We start from the raw sequence: 20390 nt of genomic DNA, 5'->3' as shown, positions 1-20390 counted from the left end.
ATGATCAGCTTTGTTTTTCCAGGCCAAGGCTCGCAAAAAATAGGGATGGGAGAGGACCTGTTCGGCCGCTATCCTGAATTAACCGCAAAGGCCGATCACATTCTCGGATATTCCATTCAGGAGCTGTGCCGGGACGGAGAACGTCTCAATCAGACTCAATTCACTCAGCCGGCGCTCTATGTCGTCAATGCCCTCAGTTTTTTGAAAAAAACAGAAGAAACCGGCTTGAAACCGGATTTTACCGCCGGACACAGTTTAGGCGAATATAACGCGTTATACGCCTCGGGCGCCTTTGATTTTGAAGAAGGCCTACAGCTGGTCAAAAAAAGGGGCGAACTGATGAGCCGCGCAAAAGGAGGCGGCATGGCAGCGGTGATCGGTCTGACTCATGAGCAGGTGACGGATGTTTTAAAAGAGTATCACTTGCATATGATTGATATCGCCAACATGAACACACCGCAGCAAATTGTCATTTCTGGATATAAAGAAGATATTGAAAAAGCCGCATCCGTTTTTGAAGCCGTAAACGGCGTAAAAATGGTTCACCGCTTAAATGTCAGCGGCGCCTTTCATTCCAGATATATGATGGAAGCGAAGGAGGAGTTTTCACGGTTTGTTGAATCTTTCCAGTTTAAACCGCTGTCCATCCCGGTCATTTCAAATGTGACGGCAAGACCATATGAGCAGACCGAGCTGAAAGAGACACTCACCGGACAAATAACGGGATCGGTGAACTGGACAGACAGTATCCGTTTCTTAATGGGAAGAAAGAACATGAGCTTTGAGGAAATCGGTCCCGGAAAAGTGCTGACAGGGCTGATTCAAAGAATTACGGCTGAAGCGGAGCCGATAACAGATGAAATCAAAGTCCCGGCTGAGGCTGGAAAAAGCTCAATTACGGCGGAGTCTTTAGGAAATGAAGAGTTTAAGCGCGATTATCAATTGAAATACGCCTACTTGGCCGGCGGCATGTACCGCGGAATTTCTTCGAAGGAAATGGTCGTCAAACTGGCCGAAAAAGGAATGATGGGCTTTTTCGGAACGGGCGGTTTGAACATCGCGCACGTTGAGGACGCCATTTTGTCAATTCAGCATGAGCTTCGTGACGGCGGTTCCTTCGGTATTAATGTTGTACATAACATGAAGCATACAGATTCAGAAGAAAAAATGATTGATCTTTTACTGAAGCATGGGGTTCAGAACTTGGAAGCATCAGCATTTTTAACGGTTACTCCCGCTTTAGTAAGGTTTCGCGCTAAGGGGTTAAAACGCGGTGCCGGCGGACAAATAATAGCGCGTCAGCGGATTATCGCCAAGCTGTCCCGTCCGGAAGTAGCGGAAGCATTTCTCAGCCCGGCGCCTGATCACATTCTGCAAAAACTTGCAGCCGAAAACAAAATTACCGCTGAAGAAGCAAGTCTGATGAGAGAAATACCCGTTGCGCATGACATCTGCGTAGAGGCTGATTCAGGCGGCCACACTGACGGCGGAGTTGCTTACAGTCTCATGCCGGCGATCATCCGTTTACGAGATGAGATGATGAAAAAATACCGATACGGCAAAACCGTCCGCATCGGAGCCGCAGGGGGAATCGGGACGCCTGAGGCTGCTATGGCCGCATTTATGCTCGGCGCTGATTTTATTGTGACCGGATCCATTAACCAATGCACCGTTGAAGCAGCGACGAGCGGCCTCGTAAAGGATCTCCTGCAGCAGATGAATGTACAGGACACGGCCTACGCGCCGGCCGGCGATATGTTTGAATCAGGCAGCAAGGTGCAGGTATTAAAGAAAGGGCTGTTCTTTCCGACCCGGGCCTCTAAGCTGCATGAACTGTATCAGCGTCACCGCTCAATTGAAGAAATTGATGAAAAGACACTCAGACAAATAGAAGAGAAGTATTTTAAGGCAAGTGTAAGCAGTATTTATGACAAAGTGAAGGCTCATTATTCGAATGAAGACATTTCAAAAGCCGAACGGAATCCGAAACAGAAAATGGCGCTCATATTCAAATGGTATTTCAGGCAAAGCTCTGCTTCGGCGATTAAAGGAGACCCGGATGCCAAGGTAGACTTCCAGATTCATTGCGGCCCGGCATTAGGCGCCTTTAATCAATGGGTGAAAGGTACGGAGCTGGAGTCCTGGAAAAACCGCCATGCCGATGGTATCGGCCTTCGTCTTATGGAAGAGACGGCCTCGCTTTTGAATCAGAAGTTAGGCTCATTTCTGCAAACGTGTTGACAAGACGAAATGATAGATTGAAAACATGGAATATTCATAAAAGATGAAACGGGGAGGAACTGACAATGAGTGAAGAAAGAATCTTTGAATTGCTGCAGAACACAATCTACGAGGTTTTGCCTGATTTAGAAGGCGAACAGCTTTCACAGGAAGACCGGTTAGTTGATCTGGGGGCGGACTCAGTGGACCGCGCCGAAATTATCACGATGATGCTTGAAGAATTATCACTGCAGATCCCGCGTGTTGAGCTGACGGGAGTGTCAAACATCGGCGAATTGGCGGCAAAGCTTTATGAAAAGGTACAGGCTGTCTGATAAAACGGTGAAACAATCGGAAACTCAAAATTCATATTGGAGGCGAAGTTCATGGCGGCTGCCGGAATAGAAGCGATAAATGTGTTTGGCGGGACGGCATACCTTGATGTCATGCAGCTGGCGGAGTACAGAAACTTAGACCCTGCCAGATTTGAGAATTTACTGATGAAAGAAAAAGCGGTGGCGCTTCCGTACGAAGACCCCGTCACATTCGGCGTTAACGCGGCAAAGCCGATTATCGACCGATTGACAGAGGCTGAAAAAGACAGAATCGAGCTGCTGATTACCTGCTCGGAGTCCGGCATTGACTTCGGAAAATCACTCAGTACATATATTCATGATTACTTAGGTCTCAACCGGAACTGCCGTTTATTTGAACTGAAGCAGGCCTGTTATTCAGGAACGGCGGGTTTGCAGATGGCGCTTAACTTTATTTTGTCGCAGACATCCCCCGGAGCGAAGGCGCTTGTCGTCGCGACGGATATTTCCCGGTTTTTAATTGCCGAAGGCGGCGATGCGTTAAGCGAGGATTGGTCTTACGCCGAACCGAGCGCCGGAGCGGGTGCCGTCGCCTTATTGATCGGTGAAAATCCAATTGTATTTCAGGCGGATGCGGGCGCTAACGGCTATTACGGCTATGAAGTGATGGATACATGCCGTCCGATCCCGGACAGTGAAGCCGGTGACGCCGACTTGTCATTGATGTCTTATCTCGATTGCTGTGAACAGACATTTCGCGAGTACAAAAAACGTGTGCCGGGCGCTGACTATAAAGAGACGTTTCACTATCTTGCCTTCCATACACCGTTTGGCGGCATGGTCAAAGGAGCTCACCGGACGATGATGCGCAAGCTTGCAAAAGCGAAAAACGCTGAGATCGAACAGGATTTTCAAACCAGGGTAGAGCCGGGGCTCCGCTACTGCCAAAGAGTCGGAAACATTATGGGGGCAGCCTCTTTACTGGCTCTTGCAAGCACGATTGACCAAGGGGCATTCGACACTTCTAAGCGGATCGGCTGTTTCTCGTACGGCTCCGGATGCTGTTCAGAATTTTACAGCGGCGTTGTGACGCCTGAAGGACAAACGCGGCAGCATTCTTTCAAAATAGAAGAGCATCTGAACAACAGATACAGGCTGTCCATGGAAGAGTATGAAGAACTGTTTAAAGGCAGCGGTTTGGTGAAGTTCGGAACCCGGAATGTCAAATTGGATATGAATATGATTCCGAACATTTTAGACCATCATGCCGGGAGCCCTCGTTTATATTTGGAAGAAATCACGGAATTTCATCGGAAATACAGGTGGATCCCGTGACCTATGAGACGATCAACGTCCGTTTTCAGCAAAATGTCTGCTTCATCACCTTTGATCGGCCTGAAGCCAACAATACGATTAATGAGCGTTTAGTGGAGGAATGCCTGCACGTTCTTTCTGAATGTGAGGACTCCGTGACCTCCGTAGTGCTTGAAGGGCAGCCGGAGGTATTTTGTTTCGGGGCGGATTTTGATGAGATGTACCGAAAAATGAGGCAGGGAATGCAGCATGCGGAATCGCAGGAGCCGCTTTACCGTTTGTGGCTGGCATTAAAATCCGGGCCGTACATCACAATCGCCCGCGTCCGCGGAAAAGTAAATGCGGGAGGTGTCGGTTTTGCCGCCGCGTGCGATATCGTCATTGCAGAGGAGAGTGCTTCGTTCAGTTTATCTGAACTGTTATTCGGACTTTATCCAGCCTGCGTTCTGCCGTTTTTAATTCAAAGAATCGGATTTCAAAAGGCGCATTATATGACGATTATGACAAAGCCCGTGCCGGCGCGCCAGGCGCTTGAATGGGGACTTTGTGACGTATGCGTCCCGGACTCAGCAACAGAGCTGAGAAAGCATTTGCTGCGCCTTCGCCCGCTGTCGAAAAAAGCAGTCATCCGCTATAAAAAATACATGGATTCCTTAAACGACCTTGTTCATCGTTCGAAATCCATTGCTCTAGCCGAAAATCAAGCGATGTTTTCAGATCCGGATAACCAATCAGCCATTTTCCGTTATGCAGAAACGGGGCGGCTTCCTTGGGAAACGGAGAACAGTTAGGAGGATATCATGCCGAACGCCGCAGTTGAACTGCTCGAAATTGAACCGGATATTATCCAAGTGACAATGCAGGATAAAGCCCATAAAAACGCCTTCTCCAAAGAACTGACGGATGGATTGATGGAAGCATTCACCCGTATAAAAAAATCGTCAGTCTATAAAGCTGTGATTTTAACAGGATACGGCCATTACTTTGCTTCCGGAGGCACACAGGAAGGTCTGCTCAGGATTCAGCAGGGCATCACGAAGTTTACGGAAGACCGCATGTACTCTTTGGCGCTGGAATGTGATATCCCCGTCATTTCCGCCATGCAGGGCCACGGAATCGGAGGCGGGTTTGTCATGGGGCTTTTCAGTGATTTTGTCATTTTAAGCAAAGAAAGCGTGTATACCGCAAACTTTATGAAATACGGTTTCACCCCCGGAATGGGGGCTACTTTTATCGTTCCGGAGAAGCTTGGGGCAAGCCTCGGCCATGAAATGCTGTTAAACGGCGGCCACTACCGCGGCGGTGATCTGGAGAAAAGAGGGGTGCCATTTCCGGTGCTTCCGCGGCAGGAAGTATTAGACTATGCGCAGGAATTGGCCCGTGAGCTTGCGGAAAAACCGAGAAACTCTTTAATTACATTGAAAAGGCACTTGGTGACGCCGTTTCGCGAGCAGCTTCCGGCTGTCATTGAGAAGGAGTTAATCATGCACGATGAGACGTTTCATGATGATGAAGTGAAAAAACGAATCACGACGATGTACGGAGTATAAGACATACATCTTACATACAGATGAAATGGAGGCAGCTCTATGAAAAGTGATATGAAGGCAAGCGGGTTACTCAAGCCATCTGTCAGCTATGGAAAACCATTGCGGCTTTCAGCGGATCAGCCGATGACGATTCCTGAAGTCCTGCACAAAACCGCCGCGGCAGCGGGAGATCAAAAGGGCATCACATATATACAGCCTGACGGCACCAAAGTGTATCAGACTTACAGCGGCCTGAAAAAGATCGCTCTTTCGATTGTGAAAGGGCTCCGCCAATCAGGAGTGAAGGCTCAGGATGAAGTCATATTACAGCTCAGTGACAATTCCCAGCTGATTCCTGCTTTTTGGGGCTGTGTTTTTTTAGGAGCGATCCCGGTTCCGCTTGCGGCCGCTCCGGCTTATACAGAAATGAACAGCGGGACGCAAAAACTGAAAGACGCCTGGACGCTTTTGAATCAGCCGTATGTCATCACAAGCCGTGAAGTGCTGCCGGAGATGACTGAATGGGCGGAGGAGCAGGAGCTTTCCGGGTTTTGCGCTTTGGCGGCAGAAGATCTCAGTGCGCATGAAATGGATACGGACTGTCATCATCCCCGTCCGGAAGATTTGGCGATGCTGCTTTTGACCTCGGGAAGCACGGGCACGCCGAAAGCCGTGATGCTCAGCCATGAAAACATCGTCTGCATGGTCAAAGGAAATATTCAGATGCAGGGCTATACAAGTGAGGATGTCACGTTTAACTGGATGCCTTTTGACCATGTCGGCGGCATCGGAATGCTTCATCTGCGTGATGTTTATCTCGGATGTGAGGAAATCAACATACCGAGCGAATCCATTTTGATGGATCCTTTAAAATGGCTCGACCTGATTGATCATTACCGCGCTTCGGTCACCTGGGCCCCCAATTTTGCCTTTGGGCTGCTTGCCGATTTCGCAGAAGAGATTCAAACACGGAAATGGGACTTATCTTCCATGCGTTACATGCTGAACGGCGGGGAGGCCGCGGTTGCGAAAGTCGGACGCAGAATTATGGAGCTTTTAGAGCCGCACGGTCTGCCGGCTAATGCCATCCGTCCCGCATGGGGAATGTCCGAAACGTCTTCGGGCGTTATTTTCTCAGATGAGTTTACACTGGAAAACACGAGTGACGACGATCGTTTCGTCGAGATCGGTCTGCCGATCCCGGGGTTTAATATGAGAATTACGGATGACCGCAATCAAGTGGTGGAAGAAGGAGAAATCGGCCGCTTTCAAGTGTCCGGTCTGACTGTAACGAGCGGATATTATGAGCGCCCGGACTTAAATGAGAGTGTCTTTACAGAAGACGGCTGGTTTGAAACGGGAGATCTCGGATTTCTGCGTGAAGGCCGCCTGACGATAACGGGGCGCACGAAAGATGCCATCATTATCAACGGTGTGAATTATTACAGCCACGCCATTGAATCAGCGGTTGAGGAATTGCCGGAAATTGAAACGTCATATACAGCGGCATGCGCCGTCCGGCCGAATCAAAGCACGACAGATGAGCTGGCGATTTTCTTTGTGACATCTGTTCCATTGGATGAGAACCGCATGACGAAGCTTCTTCATCACATTCACCAGCACGTGACACAGAGAATCGGCGTTACCCCTGATTATCTGCTTCCGGTCGCAAAAGAAGACATTCCTAAGACGGCGATCGGGAAAATCCAGCGTACTCAGCTGAAACATTCATTCGAACAAGGGCAATTTGATTCATTACATAATAACAGACAAGAAGGCGGCAATTCAGACACGGCTTCTGCAGAGAAAGAAATTGAACGGGATTTTATCCGTTTTCTGAAAGAGGAACTTTCCATCGCGGATGAGCTTGTTGATCCAAATACACCGTTTCAAAGTCTTGGCGTCAACTCCATCAAGATGATGAAACTCGCCAGATCAATTGAAAAAACGTATCACATCCGGCTGACGGCAAGAGAGCTGCACAAAAACCCGACGATTGGCGCTTTAGCGGCTTATACTGCTGAAAAAGCGGCAAACATGTCAGCGGAGCATCATTCCCAAAAAGCCGAACCGCCGGCAGAACGGGAGAAACGGCAAACGGCGCCGGCGCTTTCAGAAGTCCAAAAAGGGCTGTGGACATTGCAGAAAATGTCGCCTGAAACGACTGCATACCATGTCCCGCTCTGTTTCCGATTCACAACCGGAATCGACAAAGAGAAACTGAAACAGGCGTTTCAGCTCGTATTAAAGCAGCATCCGATGCTCAAAAGCGCCGTGAATGAAACAGACGGCGGGTTTTATTTCAGAGAATCGGCAGATCCTTTTGTATTCTCGGAGGAAGATATTTCTGACGTCAATGAATCACAAATCTCCGCTCTGATACGGAAAAAAGTGAAAGAGCCGTTTGTCAAAGAAGGCGGGCCTTTGCTGCGCGTGCAGCTGCTTTCAAAATCCGCCGCGGAACATTATCTTTTGACGGTGATTCACCACATCGTGTTTGACGGTATTTCATCCATTACATTTATTCACAGTCTGCTGGATCATTATCAGGCGCTGCTGGAGGGAAAAGAAGAGTTTGCGGCCGCCGTTCCCGGCATTCATCCCGATTTCGCGGCTTGGGAAAAGCGGTATTTAGCGGGTGAAGAAAGCAAAGCTGCCCGCGCTTACTGGATGAAACAGCTCGGGGGCGATCTGCCTGACCTTCAGCTTCCGTCGATGCGCACGGACAGCAGCGTTCCGGAGTTTACAGAAGATACGCTGACACGCCGTCTTTCCGAACGGCTGCTGAATAATCTAACGGCGTTTGCCGCATCCCGTTCGATTCATTTGTCTACCGTTATGCTGAGCTGCTATATGGTGCTTTTAAGCAAATATACGGATAAGGAAGATATTGTGACAGGCATGCCTGCAATGGTCAGACCTGAAGAACGCTTTGACGGAGTGGTCGGCCATTTCCTCAACATGCTTCCTATACGGAGCAGAGCCGGACGAAAAGAAACATTTGCTGACTTTGTTCAAAAGGTGCAGGATGCCGTTCTGGACGGACTGGATCACTCCTTTTATCCGTTTCCGAAAATGGTGCGTGATGTGCGTGCGAAACCCCTGCAGAACGGTTCGCCTGTTTTCAGCAATGCCTTTTTCTATCAGAACTTTCTGCAGCATTCAAGCTATCAATCGATGCTGGATGAATACAAGGAATTCTCCTGTGAGTTTGTAAAAGACATTCATCAGGAGGGGGAATATGATCTTGTATTTGAAATGTGGGAAGAAGCATCAGGCATGGATCTTACGATTAAATACAGCACCGAATTATTCGACGAAGCAGGGGCGGCCAGACTTTTCAGCCAATTTGTACAGGCCGCTGAAGCTTTGACGGCGAATCCGGATATGCCGCTTGAGAACGTTTCTCTCATGACAAAAAGAGAGGAGCACATGATTCTTAAGACTTGGAATGAGACAAGCCGTGAATATCCGGATGCCTGCTTCCATGAATTATTTGAACGTCAGGCGGCAGAAACGCCGGACGCTTGTGCGGTCGTGTATGAACAGCAAAAGCTGACGTACCGTGAGCTTGATGAAAAAAGCACGAAGCTGGCGCTCTATTTGCAGGCGCACGGTGCAGGCCCTGATGATCTCATCGGCATTTATACAGACCGTTCATTGCATATGGCTGTCGGCCTTCTCGGCATTTTAAAAGCCGGGGGAGCGTATGTGCCGCTTGATCCTTCTTATCCCGCTGACAGATTGGAATATATGATCGCCGACAGCAGAATTTCAATGTGTCTGACGACAGCTGATTTAGAGTACTCCTTGAACTGGGGAGGCGTGCAGACAACTGCCATTGACCGCGATTGGTCTCGTATTGAAAGTACAGCCGCGGAAAGAACGTCGCTGAAGCGGTTAGTGACACCTGACGATCTGGCGTACGTCATTTACACGTCGGGCAGCACGGGCAAACCGAAGGGCGTGATGATTCCGCACCGGGCGCTGACCAATTTCTTAATCTCGATGGCGAATGAACCGGGGCTTACGTCCGAAGACAAACTGCTTGCCGTCACGACATATTGCTTTGATATCGCGGCACTGGAGCTTTACCTCCCTTTAATCAAAGGAGCGGAGTGCAACATCTGTAAGACAGAAGTCACAAAAGACGCACGGAAGCTGAAAGAGCTGATTCAAGAGTACAAACCGACGATCATGCAGGCGACGCCGTTTACGTGGAAAATGCTCTTTTATTCCGGATGGTCAAATGAAGAAAAAGTGAAAATCCTTTGCGGCGGAGAGGCGCTTAGCGAACAATTGAAGCAGCAGTTTCTCGATACGAAAAGTGAGGCTTGGAATATGTTCGGGCCGACAGAGACGACAATCTGGTCCGCGGTGCAGCGTATAACGGAAAATGAGAGCGCGCTTACGATCGGGCGCCCGATCGCCAATACCCGTGTGTATATTATGGATTCCGGTCTCAACCCTGTTTTAGAAGGGGTGCCGGGAGAACTTTGTATTGCGGGAGACGGATTGGCAAGAGGGTATTTCAACAAGCCTGAGCTGACAGATAAAGTTTTCGTCAGCCACCGGCTCGAACTGGGATCAAAGCTTTATAAAACAGGCGATATGGCGCGTTTTCTTCCCGGCGGCCGCATTGAATACATGGGACGGATGGACACCCAAGTCAAAATCCGCGGCTACCGGATTGAACCCGGAGATATTGAGAGCCGGCTGAATGCCTATCCGGCCGTACAGGAAAGCGTAGTGGTTGTGAACAATCACTCCGGAAATGAAAAGCTTTGCGCATTTTATATCCTGAAAAACGGAGAGCCGCTTCCATCCGCGAAGGAATTGCGCAATCATTTGAAACAAGCGCTGCCGGCCTATATGACGCCAGCTTCGTTTATCCGTCTTGAAGAGCTGCCGCTCACACCGAACGGAAAAGTTGACCGCAAGCTTCTTGCTGCCCGTGATCTGACGGAAAAGCAGCCGGACACACAAACATTTTCATCATCTCATATCCAGCAGGCGGTGCTGGCGATTTGGCAGGATGTATTGAAAAGCAAAGATATAGAGCTTGATGACCGCTTTTTTGATGCGGGGGGAGATTCGCTTCTTGCCGTGACTGTCACTGACCGGATGACGCAGGAACTGGATTGTGAATTCAGTGTAACGGAGCTGTTTGAATACGCGACGGTAAAAGACATCAGCCGGTACATCACAGAACAAAAACCGAAAGAAGCCGTTTTGGCTCCTGTGCCGCAAAAGAAAGTGAATACAGAAGACCGGGAACACCCAGCGGGAGAAATTCCCGATTATTATGAGGACAGTGTCGCGGTTATCGGTATATCCTGTGAGTTTCCGGGAGCGAAAGATCATTATGAATTTTGGAATAACATCAAAGAAGGCAAAGAAAGCATCACCTTCTTTTCAAAAGAGGAGCTCCGCCGATCCGGTGTTTCTGAAGAACTGGCTGATCATCCCGACTTCGTTCCGGCTAAATCAGTTTTAGAGGGGAAAGAAATGTTTGATCCCGGTTTCTTCGGCTTTTCACCGAAAGATGCGGAATATATGGACCCTCAGCTGAGAATGCTTTTGCTCCATTCATGGAAGGCAATCGAGGATGCGGGATATATCTCAAAAGAAATTCCGGAAACAAGCGTGTATATGTCTGCCAGCACGAACTCTTACCGCAGCCTGCTGCCGGAGGAGACGACAGCACAGCTGGAAACGCCGGATGGCTACGTGTCATGGGTGCTTGCCCAAAGCGGTACGATTCCGACGATGATTTCTCATAAACTCGGGTTGAAAGGGCCGAGCTATTTTGTCCATGCCAACTGCTCATCTTCGTTAATTGGCCTGCATTCGGCTTTTCAAAGCCTGCAGTCCGGCGAAGCCAAGTACGCCCTTGTCGGCGGTGCGACCCTTCATACGGAATCAAGTGCCGGCTATGTTCATCAGCCGGGGCTGAATTTTTCAAGCGACGGGCATATTAAAGCGTTTGACGCGGCTGCTGACGGAATGATCGGCGGTGAAGGAGCCGGCGCCGTGCTCTTGAAAAAAGCGTCGGATGCCGTTAAGGACGGCGACCATATTTATGCGCTGCTGCGCGGAATCGGCGTCAATAACGACGGAGCGGATAAGGTCGGATTTTATGCGCCGAGCGTCAAAGGACAGGCTGAGGTCATTCAGAAGGTCATTGATCAGACGGGCATCCATCCTGAAACGATCGCGTACGTCGAAGCTCACGGCACAGGAACAAAACTCGGCGACCCGATCGAACTGTCCGCACTTCAATCGGTGTACGGCCGATATACAGATAAAAAACAATACTGCGGCATCGGTTCAGTCAAAACAAATCTCGGGCATTTGGATACAGCGGCCGGAATGGCGGGCTGTATCAAGGTTGTCATGAGCTTATATCATCAGGAAATCGCGCCGAGCATCAATTACAAAGAGCCGAACCCGAATCTTCATTTAGAAGACTCTCCGTTTTACGTAGCGGGAGAAAAGAAAGAGTTAACCCGTGAGAACAGAGCGCACCGCATGGCTTTAAGCTCTTTCGGTCTTGGCGGAACAAACACTCACGCGATTTTTGAACAATATCCGGATGCATCCGAAGCAGCAGACGCTGCCGGTCCGTTCATCATTCCGTTGTCTGCCAGAAAAAAAGATCGTCTGAAGGAGTACGCAAAACAGCTGCTGGCTTTTCTGGAAAGAAAAACGGACGCCGGCCTCGCTGATCTTGCCTACACGTTCCAAGTCGGAAGGGAAGCGATGGAAGAGCGCGCGGCCTTTATCACAAGCGGCACTGCGGAGCTCAAGCGGCAGCTTGCCGATTTTATCAATGATAAGCCGGCTGTAACAGGCTGCTTCAGAGGAGAAAAACAGCAGGCGAAAGATATTGCCTGGCTTTCTGATGATGATGACAGTGCTGAACTCATTGAGAAATGGCTTGCGAAAGGAAAAGGAACGAAGCTCTGTGAAATGTGGAGTAAAGGTGTCGCCATCAATTGGCACAAGCTTTACAAAGACAAGCATCCGAAACGGATCAGCGTGCCGGTCTACCCATTTGCAAAGGAGCCGTACTGGCCGAAAAAAGCAGAAAAGAAAACATCTGCCGCACACACCGGAGTCTCAGTTTTACACCCGCTCGTGCAGCAAAATACGTCAGATTTGGCTGTTCAGCGGTTCAGCTCACGGTTTACAGGCTCAGAATTTTTCCTGAAGGATCATGTGGTCAGGGAAAAAGCGGTGCTGCCGGGAGCGGCATATTTGGAAATGTCTTATGAAGCGGTAAAACAGGCGCTTGGCGGCTTATTAAAAGACCAAGACAGAATAACGCTCCATCATACCGTCTGGATGAAACCGATCGTCGTTCACGAACAAGAGCGCCAAGTCCATATTGCGCTGTTTCCTGAAGAGGACGGCATCATCTCATATGACATTTACAGTGTAAACGCTGACGATGAAGAAGTGCTGCACAGCCAAGGACGGGCTGAAATCATAAAGGCTGAACGAGAGCCTGAGGCCGACCTTTCTGCCATACAAAACAGATGCACAGCGGACATTCTTGATCCGGCGGCCTTTTATCGGGAAGGCCGGAGCAGGGGGATGTTCCACGGAAAAGCCTTCCAAGGCATTAAGTCCGCCTTTATCGGCGAGAAAGAAGTGCTTTCGGACATACAGCTTCCGGATTCTGTTTCTCATACGAACGGACAATTTACGATTCATCCGAGCATCATTGATTCGGCTATTCAGACGGCGACGATCTGCATTATGCAGGAGTTTTCCGGACAAAAGCTGATTCTGCCGTTTGCGCTGGAATACCTTGAAGTCGTCAAACCATGCACACCGACTATGCGGGCGCATGCACGCTTCAGCGAAGGATATCAAACCGGTGATTCCGTGCAGAAAGCCGACATTGACCTGTTCGACGAAACAGGAGCGCTTTGCGTGAAGGTGAGAGGATTCTCTACGAGAGTGCTTGAAGGCGATGCAGAATCGGCTCAGCGGCCATCAGGCTCGGAAAAGGTCTTGTTTGCTCCGGTCTGGATAGAAACCGCCGCATCCGAGGAATCTTCTGTCCATGCTGATGAACATTTGATCATACTTTGTGAAGATGCCTGCCGTATAAAAGATGAAGCGGCATCCGGCCTGAAAGACGCCGAACTGCTGATTGCAGAAGGTGAGGGTGAAACAGCCGCTGAACGCTTCCAAAGCTTTGCGCAGACAATCGCTGAACACATCCGGCGGATCATCAGCGAAAAAAGGCAGGGCCGCATTCTGGTTCAGACCGTTATTTCAGCAGACGGCAGCCAGCAATTGTTTGCGGGGTTAACAGGTTTGTTAAAAACAGCCGAGTTGGAATACGGAAAACTTGACTGTCAGCTCATCGAAATGGAATCAATCGGCGAAATGCCGGCTGTGGCTCAAAAACTGAAAAACGACAGTCATCGGCCGCATGATAAACATATCCGTTATACAGGAAAAAAACGGTATGTGAAGGCTTGGGAAGAAATGCATCCCGCAGGAGGCGGCGCCGTCTGGAAGGACGAAGGCGTATATCTGATTACCGGAGGCGCAGGAAGCCTGGGCTTGATGTTTGCAAAAGAAATCACCGATTGCGTAAAACACCCGAACATGATTCTGACCGGCCGCTCAAATCTGACAGAAGCCAAACAGCGTGAGCTTGCTATGCTTCAGGACTCAGGCGCAAATGTCGTCTACAAAAAGCTGAATGCGGCAGACCGGCGGGAAAATGAAGCGCTGATAAAAGAGATTACGGCGGAATTCGGGGAGCTTAACGGAATTATTCACGCAGCGGGAGTGATACAAGACCGTTTCCTGCTGCAAAAAACGAAGGAAGAGTTCAGGGAAGTGCTTGATCCGAAAGTGATCGGCACCGCTTATTTAGATGAAGCCAGCAAAGACTGCAATCTTGACTTTTTCGTATTGTTCTCCAGTGTTTCCGGCGTTCTCGGCAATGTCGGGCAGGCTGATTATGCCGCCGGCAACGCGTTTATGGATGCATACGCCGCTTACAGGCAATCCCTTACGGAGAATGGCCTGCGGCACGGAAAAACGATCGCCTTTAACTGGACGCTGTGGAAAGATGGCGGTATGCAGGCGGGAGACGAGACGGAAAGAATGATGAAAAAAGCTTTCGGTATGGTTCCGCTTCAAAAGGCGTCAGGCCTGGCTGCATTTTATGAAGGAATGGCTCAGGAAAGGCCGCAGCTTTTAGCAGCTGAAGGAGACGCAGCAAAATTAAAACAGTCGTTCCTGTCCGTTTCTGAAACTGAAAAGCCGCAGGTGGAGAAAATAGAGCCTGTATCCGCCGTTTCGGGAGACAAATGGCACGGTGCGCTTATCAGATTGGTCAGTTCAATTTTAAAAGTCGGCCAAGACGAGATTGATATTGATACGGAACTGAGTGAATACGGTTTTGATTCCGTATCCTTTACGGTCTTTACGAATCAATTAAATGAAGCGTATCAGCTGGAGCTGGCGCCGACGATCTTCTTCGAGCACGGGACGATCCGCAGTTTAGCAGAGTATTTGACGGATGAAACAGAAGCAGGTCTTCCTTTTCAGCCGGAAGAAAAACACGATGCAGAAGAATCTCTTCAAGCGCTTCACACCGCTTTGACAGCCATGGTAATCGGCATTTTAAAAGTTGACCGTGAGGACATTGATACAGATACGGAACTGAGTGAATATGGTTTTGATTCCGTATCCTTTACCGTCTTTACGAATCAATTAAATGAAGCGTATCAGCTGGAGCTGGCGCCGACGATCTTCTTCGAGCACGGGACGATCAGCAATCTCGCCGGATATTTGGCAAAAGAGCATCCGGGCCGTTTCGGCGAAAAGAAGAAGGAGTCTCCGAAAAATGAGCAGCCAAAAGCCCAAAAACCGAAAACGCATCGGAAAAAGCGCTTTGCAACGGTAATGAACGCTAGGGCAGCGACACAAGAGCCGCGCCGCTTGGACCCGGTTGCCATTGTCGGAATCAGCGGCCGATTCCCGGGCGCGAAGGATATAGAGGAATTTTGGCGCAATCTGAAAGAAGGAAAAGATTCTATCACAACCATTCCGAAAGAACGCTGGGATTGGCAAGCGTTTGATGGCGACCCGAACCTTGAAAGGAACAAAACGAATATCAAGTGGGGCGGCTTTATCGACGGAATAGCTGAATTTGATCCGCTGTTCTTTGGGATTTCACCGCGGGAAGCCCAATATTTAGATCCGCAGCAGCGGCTGTTATTGACTTATGCATGGCGGGCGATAGAAGATGCGGGCTGTAAGCCGGAAAGCCTTTCCGGCACAAATACGGGTGTCTTTATCGGCACCGGAAATACCGGTTATAAAGATTTGTTCACAAGGGCAGGACTTGCGCCGGAAGGACATGCGGCGACAGGCAGCATGATTCCTTCCATCGGTCCGAACCGTTTAAGCTATTTGTTAAATCTTCACGGGCCGAGCGAGCCGATTGAAACGGCATGTTCAAGCTCGCTTGTTGCGATTCACCGGGCGGTATCCGCTATAGAAAACGGAGAATGCGACATGGCGATTGCCGGGGGAATCAACACGATTCTGACGGAAGAAGCGCATATCAGCTACAGCAAAGCAGGCATGCTCAGCAAAGACGGAAAATGCAAAACCTTTTCCAAAGATGCCAACGGGTATGTCAGAGGAGAAGGCGCGGGAATTCTGATGCTGAAGAAACTGACAGATGCAGAACGTGACGGCAATCCGATTTACGGCGTGATCCGCGGTACGGCTGAAAACCACGGCGGCCGGGCGAATACGTTAACCTCGCCGAATCCGAAACTGCAGGCTGATTTATTGGTGAAAGCATATCGGAAAGCGGGAGTGGACCCGAGCACCGTCACGTATATTGAAGCGCACGGTACAGGAACGGAATTGGGCGACCCGATTGAAATAAACGGTTTGAAAGCGGCGTTTCACGAGCTGGCGAAAACAAATCAAGAGCCCGAAGTCTCCGATCACCGCTGCGGCATCGGTTCGGTCAAGAGCAATATCGGCCATTTAGAGCTTGCCGCGGGAGTATCAGGCGTCATGAAAGTGCTTTTGCAAATGAAGCACAAAACGCTGGTGAAAAGCCTGCATTGCGAGACGATCAATCCGTACATTCAGCTCGATGACAGTCCTTTCTACATCGTGCGGGAAAATCAGGAATGGACGGCAGCGAAAGATAGAAACGGAAATGCGATTCCGCACCGGGCCGGGGTCAGCTCATTTGGCATCGGCGGGGTCAACGCCCATATCGTCATTGAAGAGTATGTTCCGAAAGCAGCCGCGCAGCCTGAGCACAGTCCGGAAAATCCGGCAATCATCCTTTTGTCCGCCAAATCAAAAGAAAAACTGTTTGAACAGGCGCAGCAGCTGCAAAAAGCGATCCGTCAAACGCCGTATACAGATCAAGACTTGGCGGGCGTCGCTTATACGCTGCAAACCGGAAGGGACGAAATGGAAGAGCGCCTGGCCATTCTTGCAGCGACGATGGCGGAATTGGAAACAAAGCTGGAAGCATTTGCGAAAAATGAGAAAAACATCGCGGGGTTGTATACCGGCCAGTCTCACCGCAATAAAGATACGTTTGCCTTGTTCACGGCAGATGAAGATATGGACATCGTCATTGACGCCTGGATTAAAAAAGGAAAATTCGCCAAGCTGGCAGAGGTATGGGTGAAAGGCGGCGTGTTGAATTGGAACCGGCTGTATGAAAAGGGTACGCCGCGTTTACTCAGTCTTCCGTCTTATCCGTTCGCAAAAGACACGTATTGGGTGCCTGAGAATCCTGACAAAAATAAGGTCCATACAGAGGAACGGATGAAACGTATTCTGACAAAACAATGGGAACCGAGCCCGCTCGAACTGCGTGAACCGTGCCCACGTTCCGTTGCGATTTTGACAGGCGGGGACACGATCAATCTCGCAGAAGAGATCGCAGCGCATATGCCGAATCACCGTATTATCACAACATCAGACCTTACCGGTGAATATGATTGGCAGGCGTTTGGCGGAGTCATCGACCTCCTCGGCGCAGCGAAAGAAGAAGCTTCTGGAGATATGCCCGGTATCAAATGGCTTCAGCAATTGATTGAGCATGGGCATAAAGAAGGGATGACACTGCTTTGTGTCACGAAAGACCTTGAGTCATTAAATAAAGAGGCCAATCAAACAACAGGAGCAAAACGGGCCGGTCTGTACAGAATGCTGGCATGTGAGTACGGTCATCTGTCTTCAAGGCATCTCGACCTTGAAGGAGCGCTTTCTGATGACAAACTGGCGAAGCAGATTGCCGATGAGTTTCATGCCCGTACTGATGACGCGGAAGTTTGCCGGAGGGACGGCTTGCGCTACCGCGCTGTATTGAGCGGATCAGAAAATATGAATATGCAAGGCGAGAGAATTGATTTTCCGGACAACCATGTGCTTCTGATCACCGGGGGGACGAGGGGGATCGGTCTTTTATGCGCACGTCATTTTGCCGAACATTACGGAGTGAAAAAACTGGTGCTTACAGGCCGTGAGACCCTTCCGCCGCGAAGTGAGTGGACGGGCGGACTGAATGGGGTGACGGCTTCTGTAAAAGCGAAAATTGAAGCTGTTCTCGACTTGGAATCCAAAGGTGTACAAGTGAAGGTATTGTCAGTCCCGTTAGCTGATAAAGCCGGGCTGAGACAGGAACTGAGTCAGATCAAACAGACGCTCGGATCTATCGGCGGCGTGATTCACTGTGCGGGTGTGACCGATAAAGAGACGCTCGCATTCATCAGAAAAACCGATGAAGACATACAGCGCGTGCTCGAGCCGAAAGTAGACGGGCTTCAGGCATTATACAGTGTGCTCAGCGAAGAGCCGCTGAAGTTTTTCGTCTTGTTCTCTTCCGTGTCAGCTGCGATACCGGCGCTTTCGGCAGGACAAGCCGACTATGCCATGGCCAATGCGTATATGGACTATTTTGCAGACTCATACAAAGAGCAGCTGCCGATCGTAAGCATTCAGTGGCCGAACTGGAAAGAAACCGGAATGGGCGAAGTCACGAACAAAGCTTATAAAGAGAGCGGGCTATACAGCATCACGAATGCAGAAGGATTACAGCTCCTTGACGGCATACTTCTTGCATCAGCAAGAGGCCCGGTGCTGCCGGCCGTTCTGAATCCTAAGCTGTGGAAGCCGGAGCGATTCCTGCGGCGAAGCAGGCAGGATCAGCCAATGAGCCCGGCTATGGTAAAACCGGCGGAAAAAACCGCTGATACTGCCGCAGACAACGCTCAATTAACAAGGAAAACAGAAGAATGGCTGAAAGAATTATTTTCTGAAGAGCTGCGGATTGACCAGGATCAGCTTGAGACAGACGTATTATTCCAAGATTACGGAGTGGACTCCATTATCCTTGCTCAGCTTCTGCAGCGGATCAATCGGAATCTCTCGGCATCGCTTGACCCGTCCATTCTGTATGAATATCCGACGATTCAATCTTTCGCAAATTGGCTTCTTGAAGGATATACAGAAGTTTTGTCAGAACGGTTTGATTTGGCGGCGGAGCCTGTTATGAAGAAGCCGGCTGAGCCGGTAATTGTAACACAAGCCGTTAAGGTGCAAGAAGAGCCGGCCGAAAAACAGATTCACCGGGAAGATATCGCGGTCGTCGGCATGTCCTGCCGGTTTCCGGGGGCGGCTTCCTTAGAGGCGTACTGGTCGCTTTTGGCTGAAGGCCGTTCGGCTATCGGTCCTGTTCCGGCTGAGCGATGGGGGTTGAAGACGCCTTATTACGCGGGAATGCTTGATGGAATTGATCAATTTGATCCGGACTTCTTTTTACTGGCTGAAGAAGATGTAAAGGCAATGGACCCTCAAGCTTTGGCCGCTCTGGAAGAATGTCTTAACCTGTGGTATCACGCTGGCTATACGCCGGATGAGATAAAGGGAGAAGCAATAGGTGTGTACCTCGGCGGACGCAGCCGTCACAGACCGGGTGAAGAGAAACTGCTGGATGCGAAAAACCCGATCGTCGCGCTGGGCCAGAATTATTTGGCCGCAAATCTGTCTCAATATTTTGATATGCGCGGCCCGAGTGTTGTCCTCGATACGGCTTGTTCTTCTGCTTTAGTCGGAATGAATATGGCCGTGCAGGCTCTTGTAACAGGAGAAATAAAAGCGGCCGTCGTCGGCGGTGTGAGCCTGTTTGAATCAGAAGAAACCCATAAATTATTTGAACAGCGCGGCATATTAAGTAAAGCGCAGTCGTTCCATGTATTTGACGAACGCGCCGATGGAGTCGTGCTGGGCGAGGGAGTCGGAATGGTTCTTTTAAAAACCGTGTCTCAGGCCATTGAAGACGGAGATTCTATTTATGCCGTAGTGAAGGCGGCATCCGTCAATAATGACGGAAGAACGGCAGGCCCGGCTACGCCGAGCCTGGAAGCGCAAAAATCCGTCATGAAGACGGCTCTTGAAAAAAGCGGAAAACAGCCGGAAGACATTACTCATATTGAAGCGAACGGTTCAGGCACGGTCGTGACGGATCTGTTAGAACTGAAGGCCATTCAATCCGTCTACCGTTCAAAAGACGCCGGCCCGCTCGGAATCGGATCTGTGAAACCGAACATCGGGCACCCGCTTTGCGCGGAAGGAATTGCAAGTTTCATAAAGGTTGTTCTCATGCTGAAAGAAAAGAGCTTTATCCCGTTTTTATCAGGTGAGCATGAAAACACACATTTTGATAGAGAAAAGGCCAATATTCAGTTCAGCCGCACTCTGGCAGACTGGCCGTCACCAATGCCGGCGGCAGGAATTAACTGCTTTGCCGACGGCGGAACAAATGCCCACGTCATTGTGGAAGCGTGGCAGGAAGACGAAGGGCGCCGAATCAAGCGCCACCCTTTAACACCGCCTGCATTAAATAAGCGGCTGATTTCGCCGGACAGCAAAGAAGAAACGAACGAAAAAGCTGCGGCAAACATCTGGGATACCTATGAAGTGGAGGTTTAAC

The 20390-nt window shown here is 49.9% G+C and carries 6 protein-coding genes; all 6 read left to right on the top strand.

Annotation, left to right across the window (positions count from 1 at the left end; translation table 11 throughout):
* The 6 genes from fabD (at position 1) to ACWJJ5_RS05730 (ending at position 20389) form a co-directional block, all read left to right on the top strand.
* A complete protein-coding gene (gene fabD, locus ACWJJ5_RS05755; protein ID WP_454022285.1) occupies positions 1–2241 on the top strand; it encodes an ACP S-malonyltransferase in 2241 nt (746 codons plus the stop codon).
* A 65-nt stretch (positions 2242–2306) separates the two neighbouring features.
* Positions 2307–2555, top strand: coding sequence for an acyl carrier protein (locus tag ACWJJ5_RS05750; RefSeq protein WP_017417810.1), 249 nt, complete (start codon positions 2307–2309; stop codon positions 2553–2555).
* A gap of 51 nt (positions 2556–2606) precedes the next feature.
* The gene (locus tag ACWJJ5_RS05745; RefSeq protein ID WP_071391810.1) at positions 2607–3869 is read left to right on the top strand and encodes a hydroxymethylglutaryl-CoA synthase family protein; all 1263 of its coding nucleotides are present in this window, start codon (positions 2607–2609) and stop codon (positions 3867–3869) included.
* The gene (locus ACWJJ5_RS05740) at positions 3866–4639 is read left to right on the top strand and encodes an enoyl-CoA hydratase/isomerase (protein WP_060674185.1); all 774 of its coding nucleotides are present in this window, start codon (positions 3866–3868) and stop codon (positions 4637–4639) included. The genes ACWJJ5_RS05745 and ACWJJ5_RS05740 overlap by 4 nt, the downstream gene beginning before the upstream one ends.
* A gap of 9 nt (positions 4640–4648) precedes the next feature.
* Positions 4649–5398 (top strand): polyketide synthase, encoded by a 750-nt coding sequence (locus tag ACWJJ5_RS05735; RefSeq protein ID WP_003154094.1) that lies wholly within the window; start codon positions 4649–4651, stop codon positions 5396–5398.
* A 39-nt stretch (positions 5399–5437) separates the two neighbouring features.
* Entirely contained in the window at positions 5438–20389 is a 14952-nt protein-coding gene (locus ACWJJ5_RS05730; protein ID WP_454022284.1) for an amino acid adenylation domain-containing protein, read from the top strand.
* The last annotated feature ends 1 nt before the right edge of the window (position 20390 follow it).

Source organism: Bacillus sp. JK74, from assembly GCF_053663395.1.
Note: the sequence above shows the minus strand (reverse complement) of the source record. Positions and strands in the feature narration are given on the sequence as shown.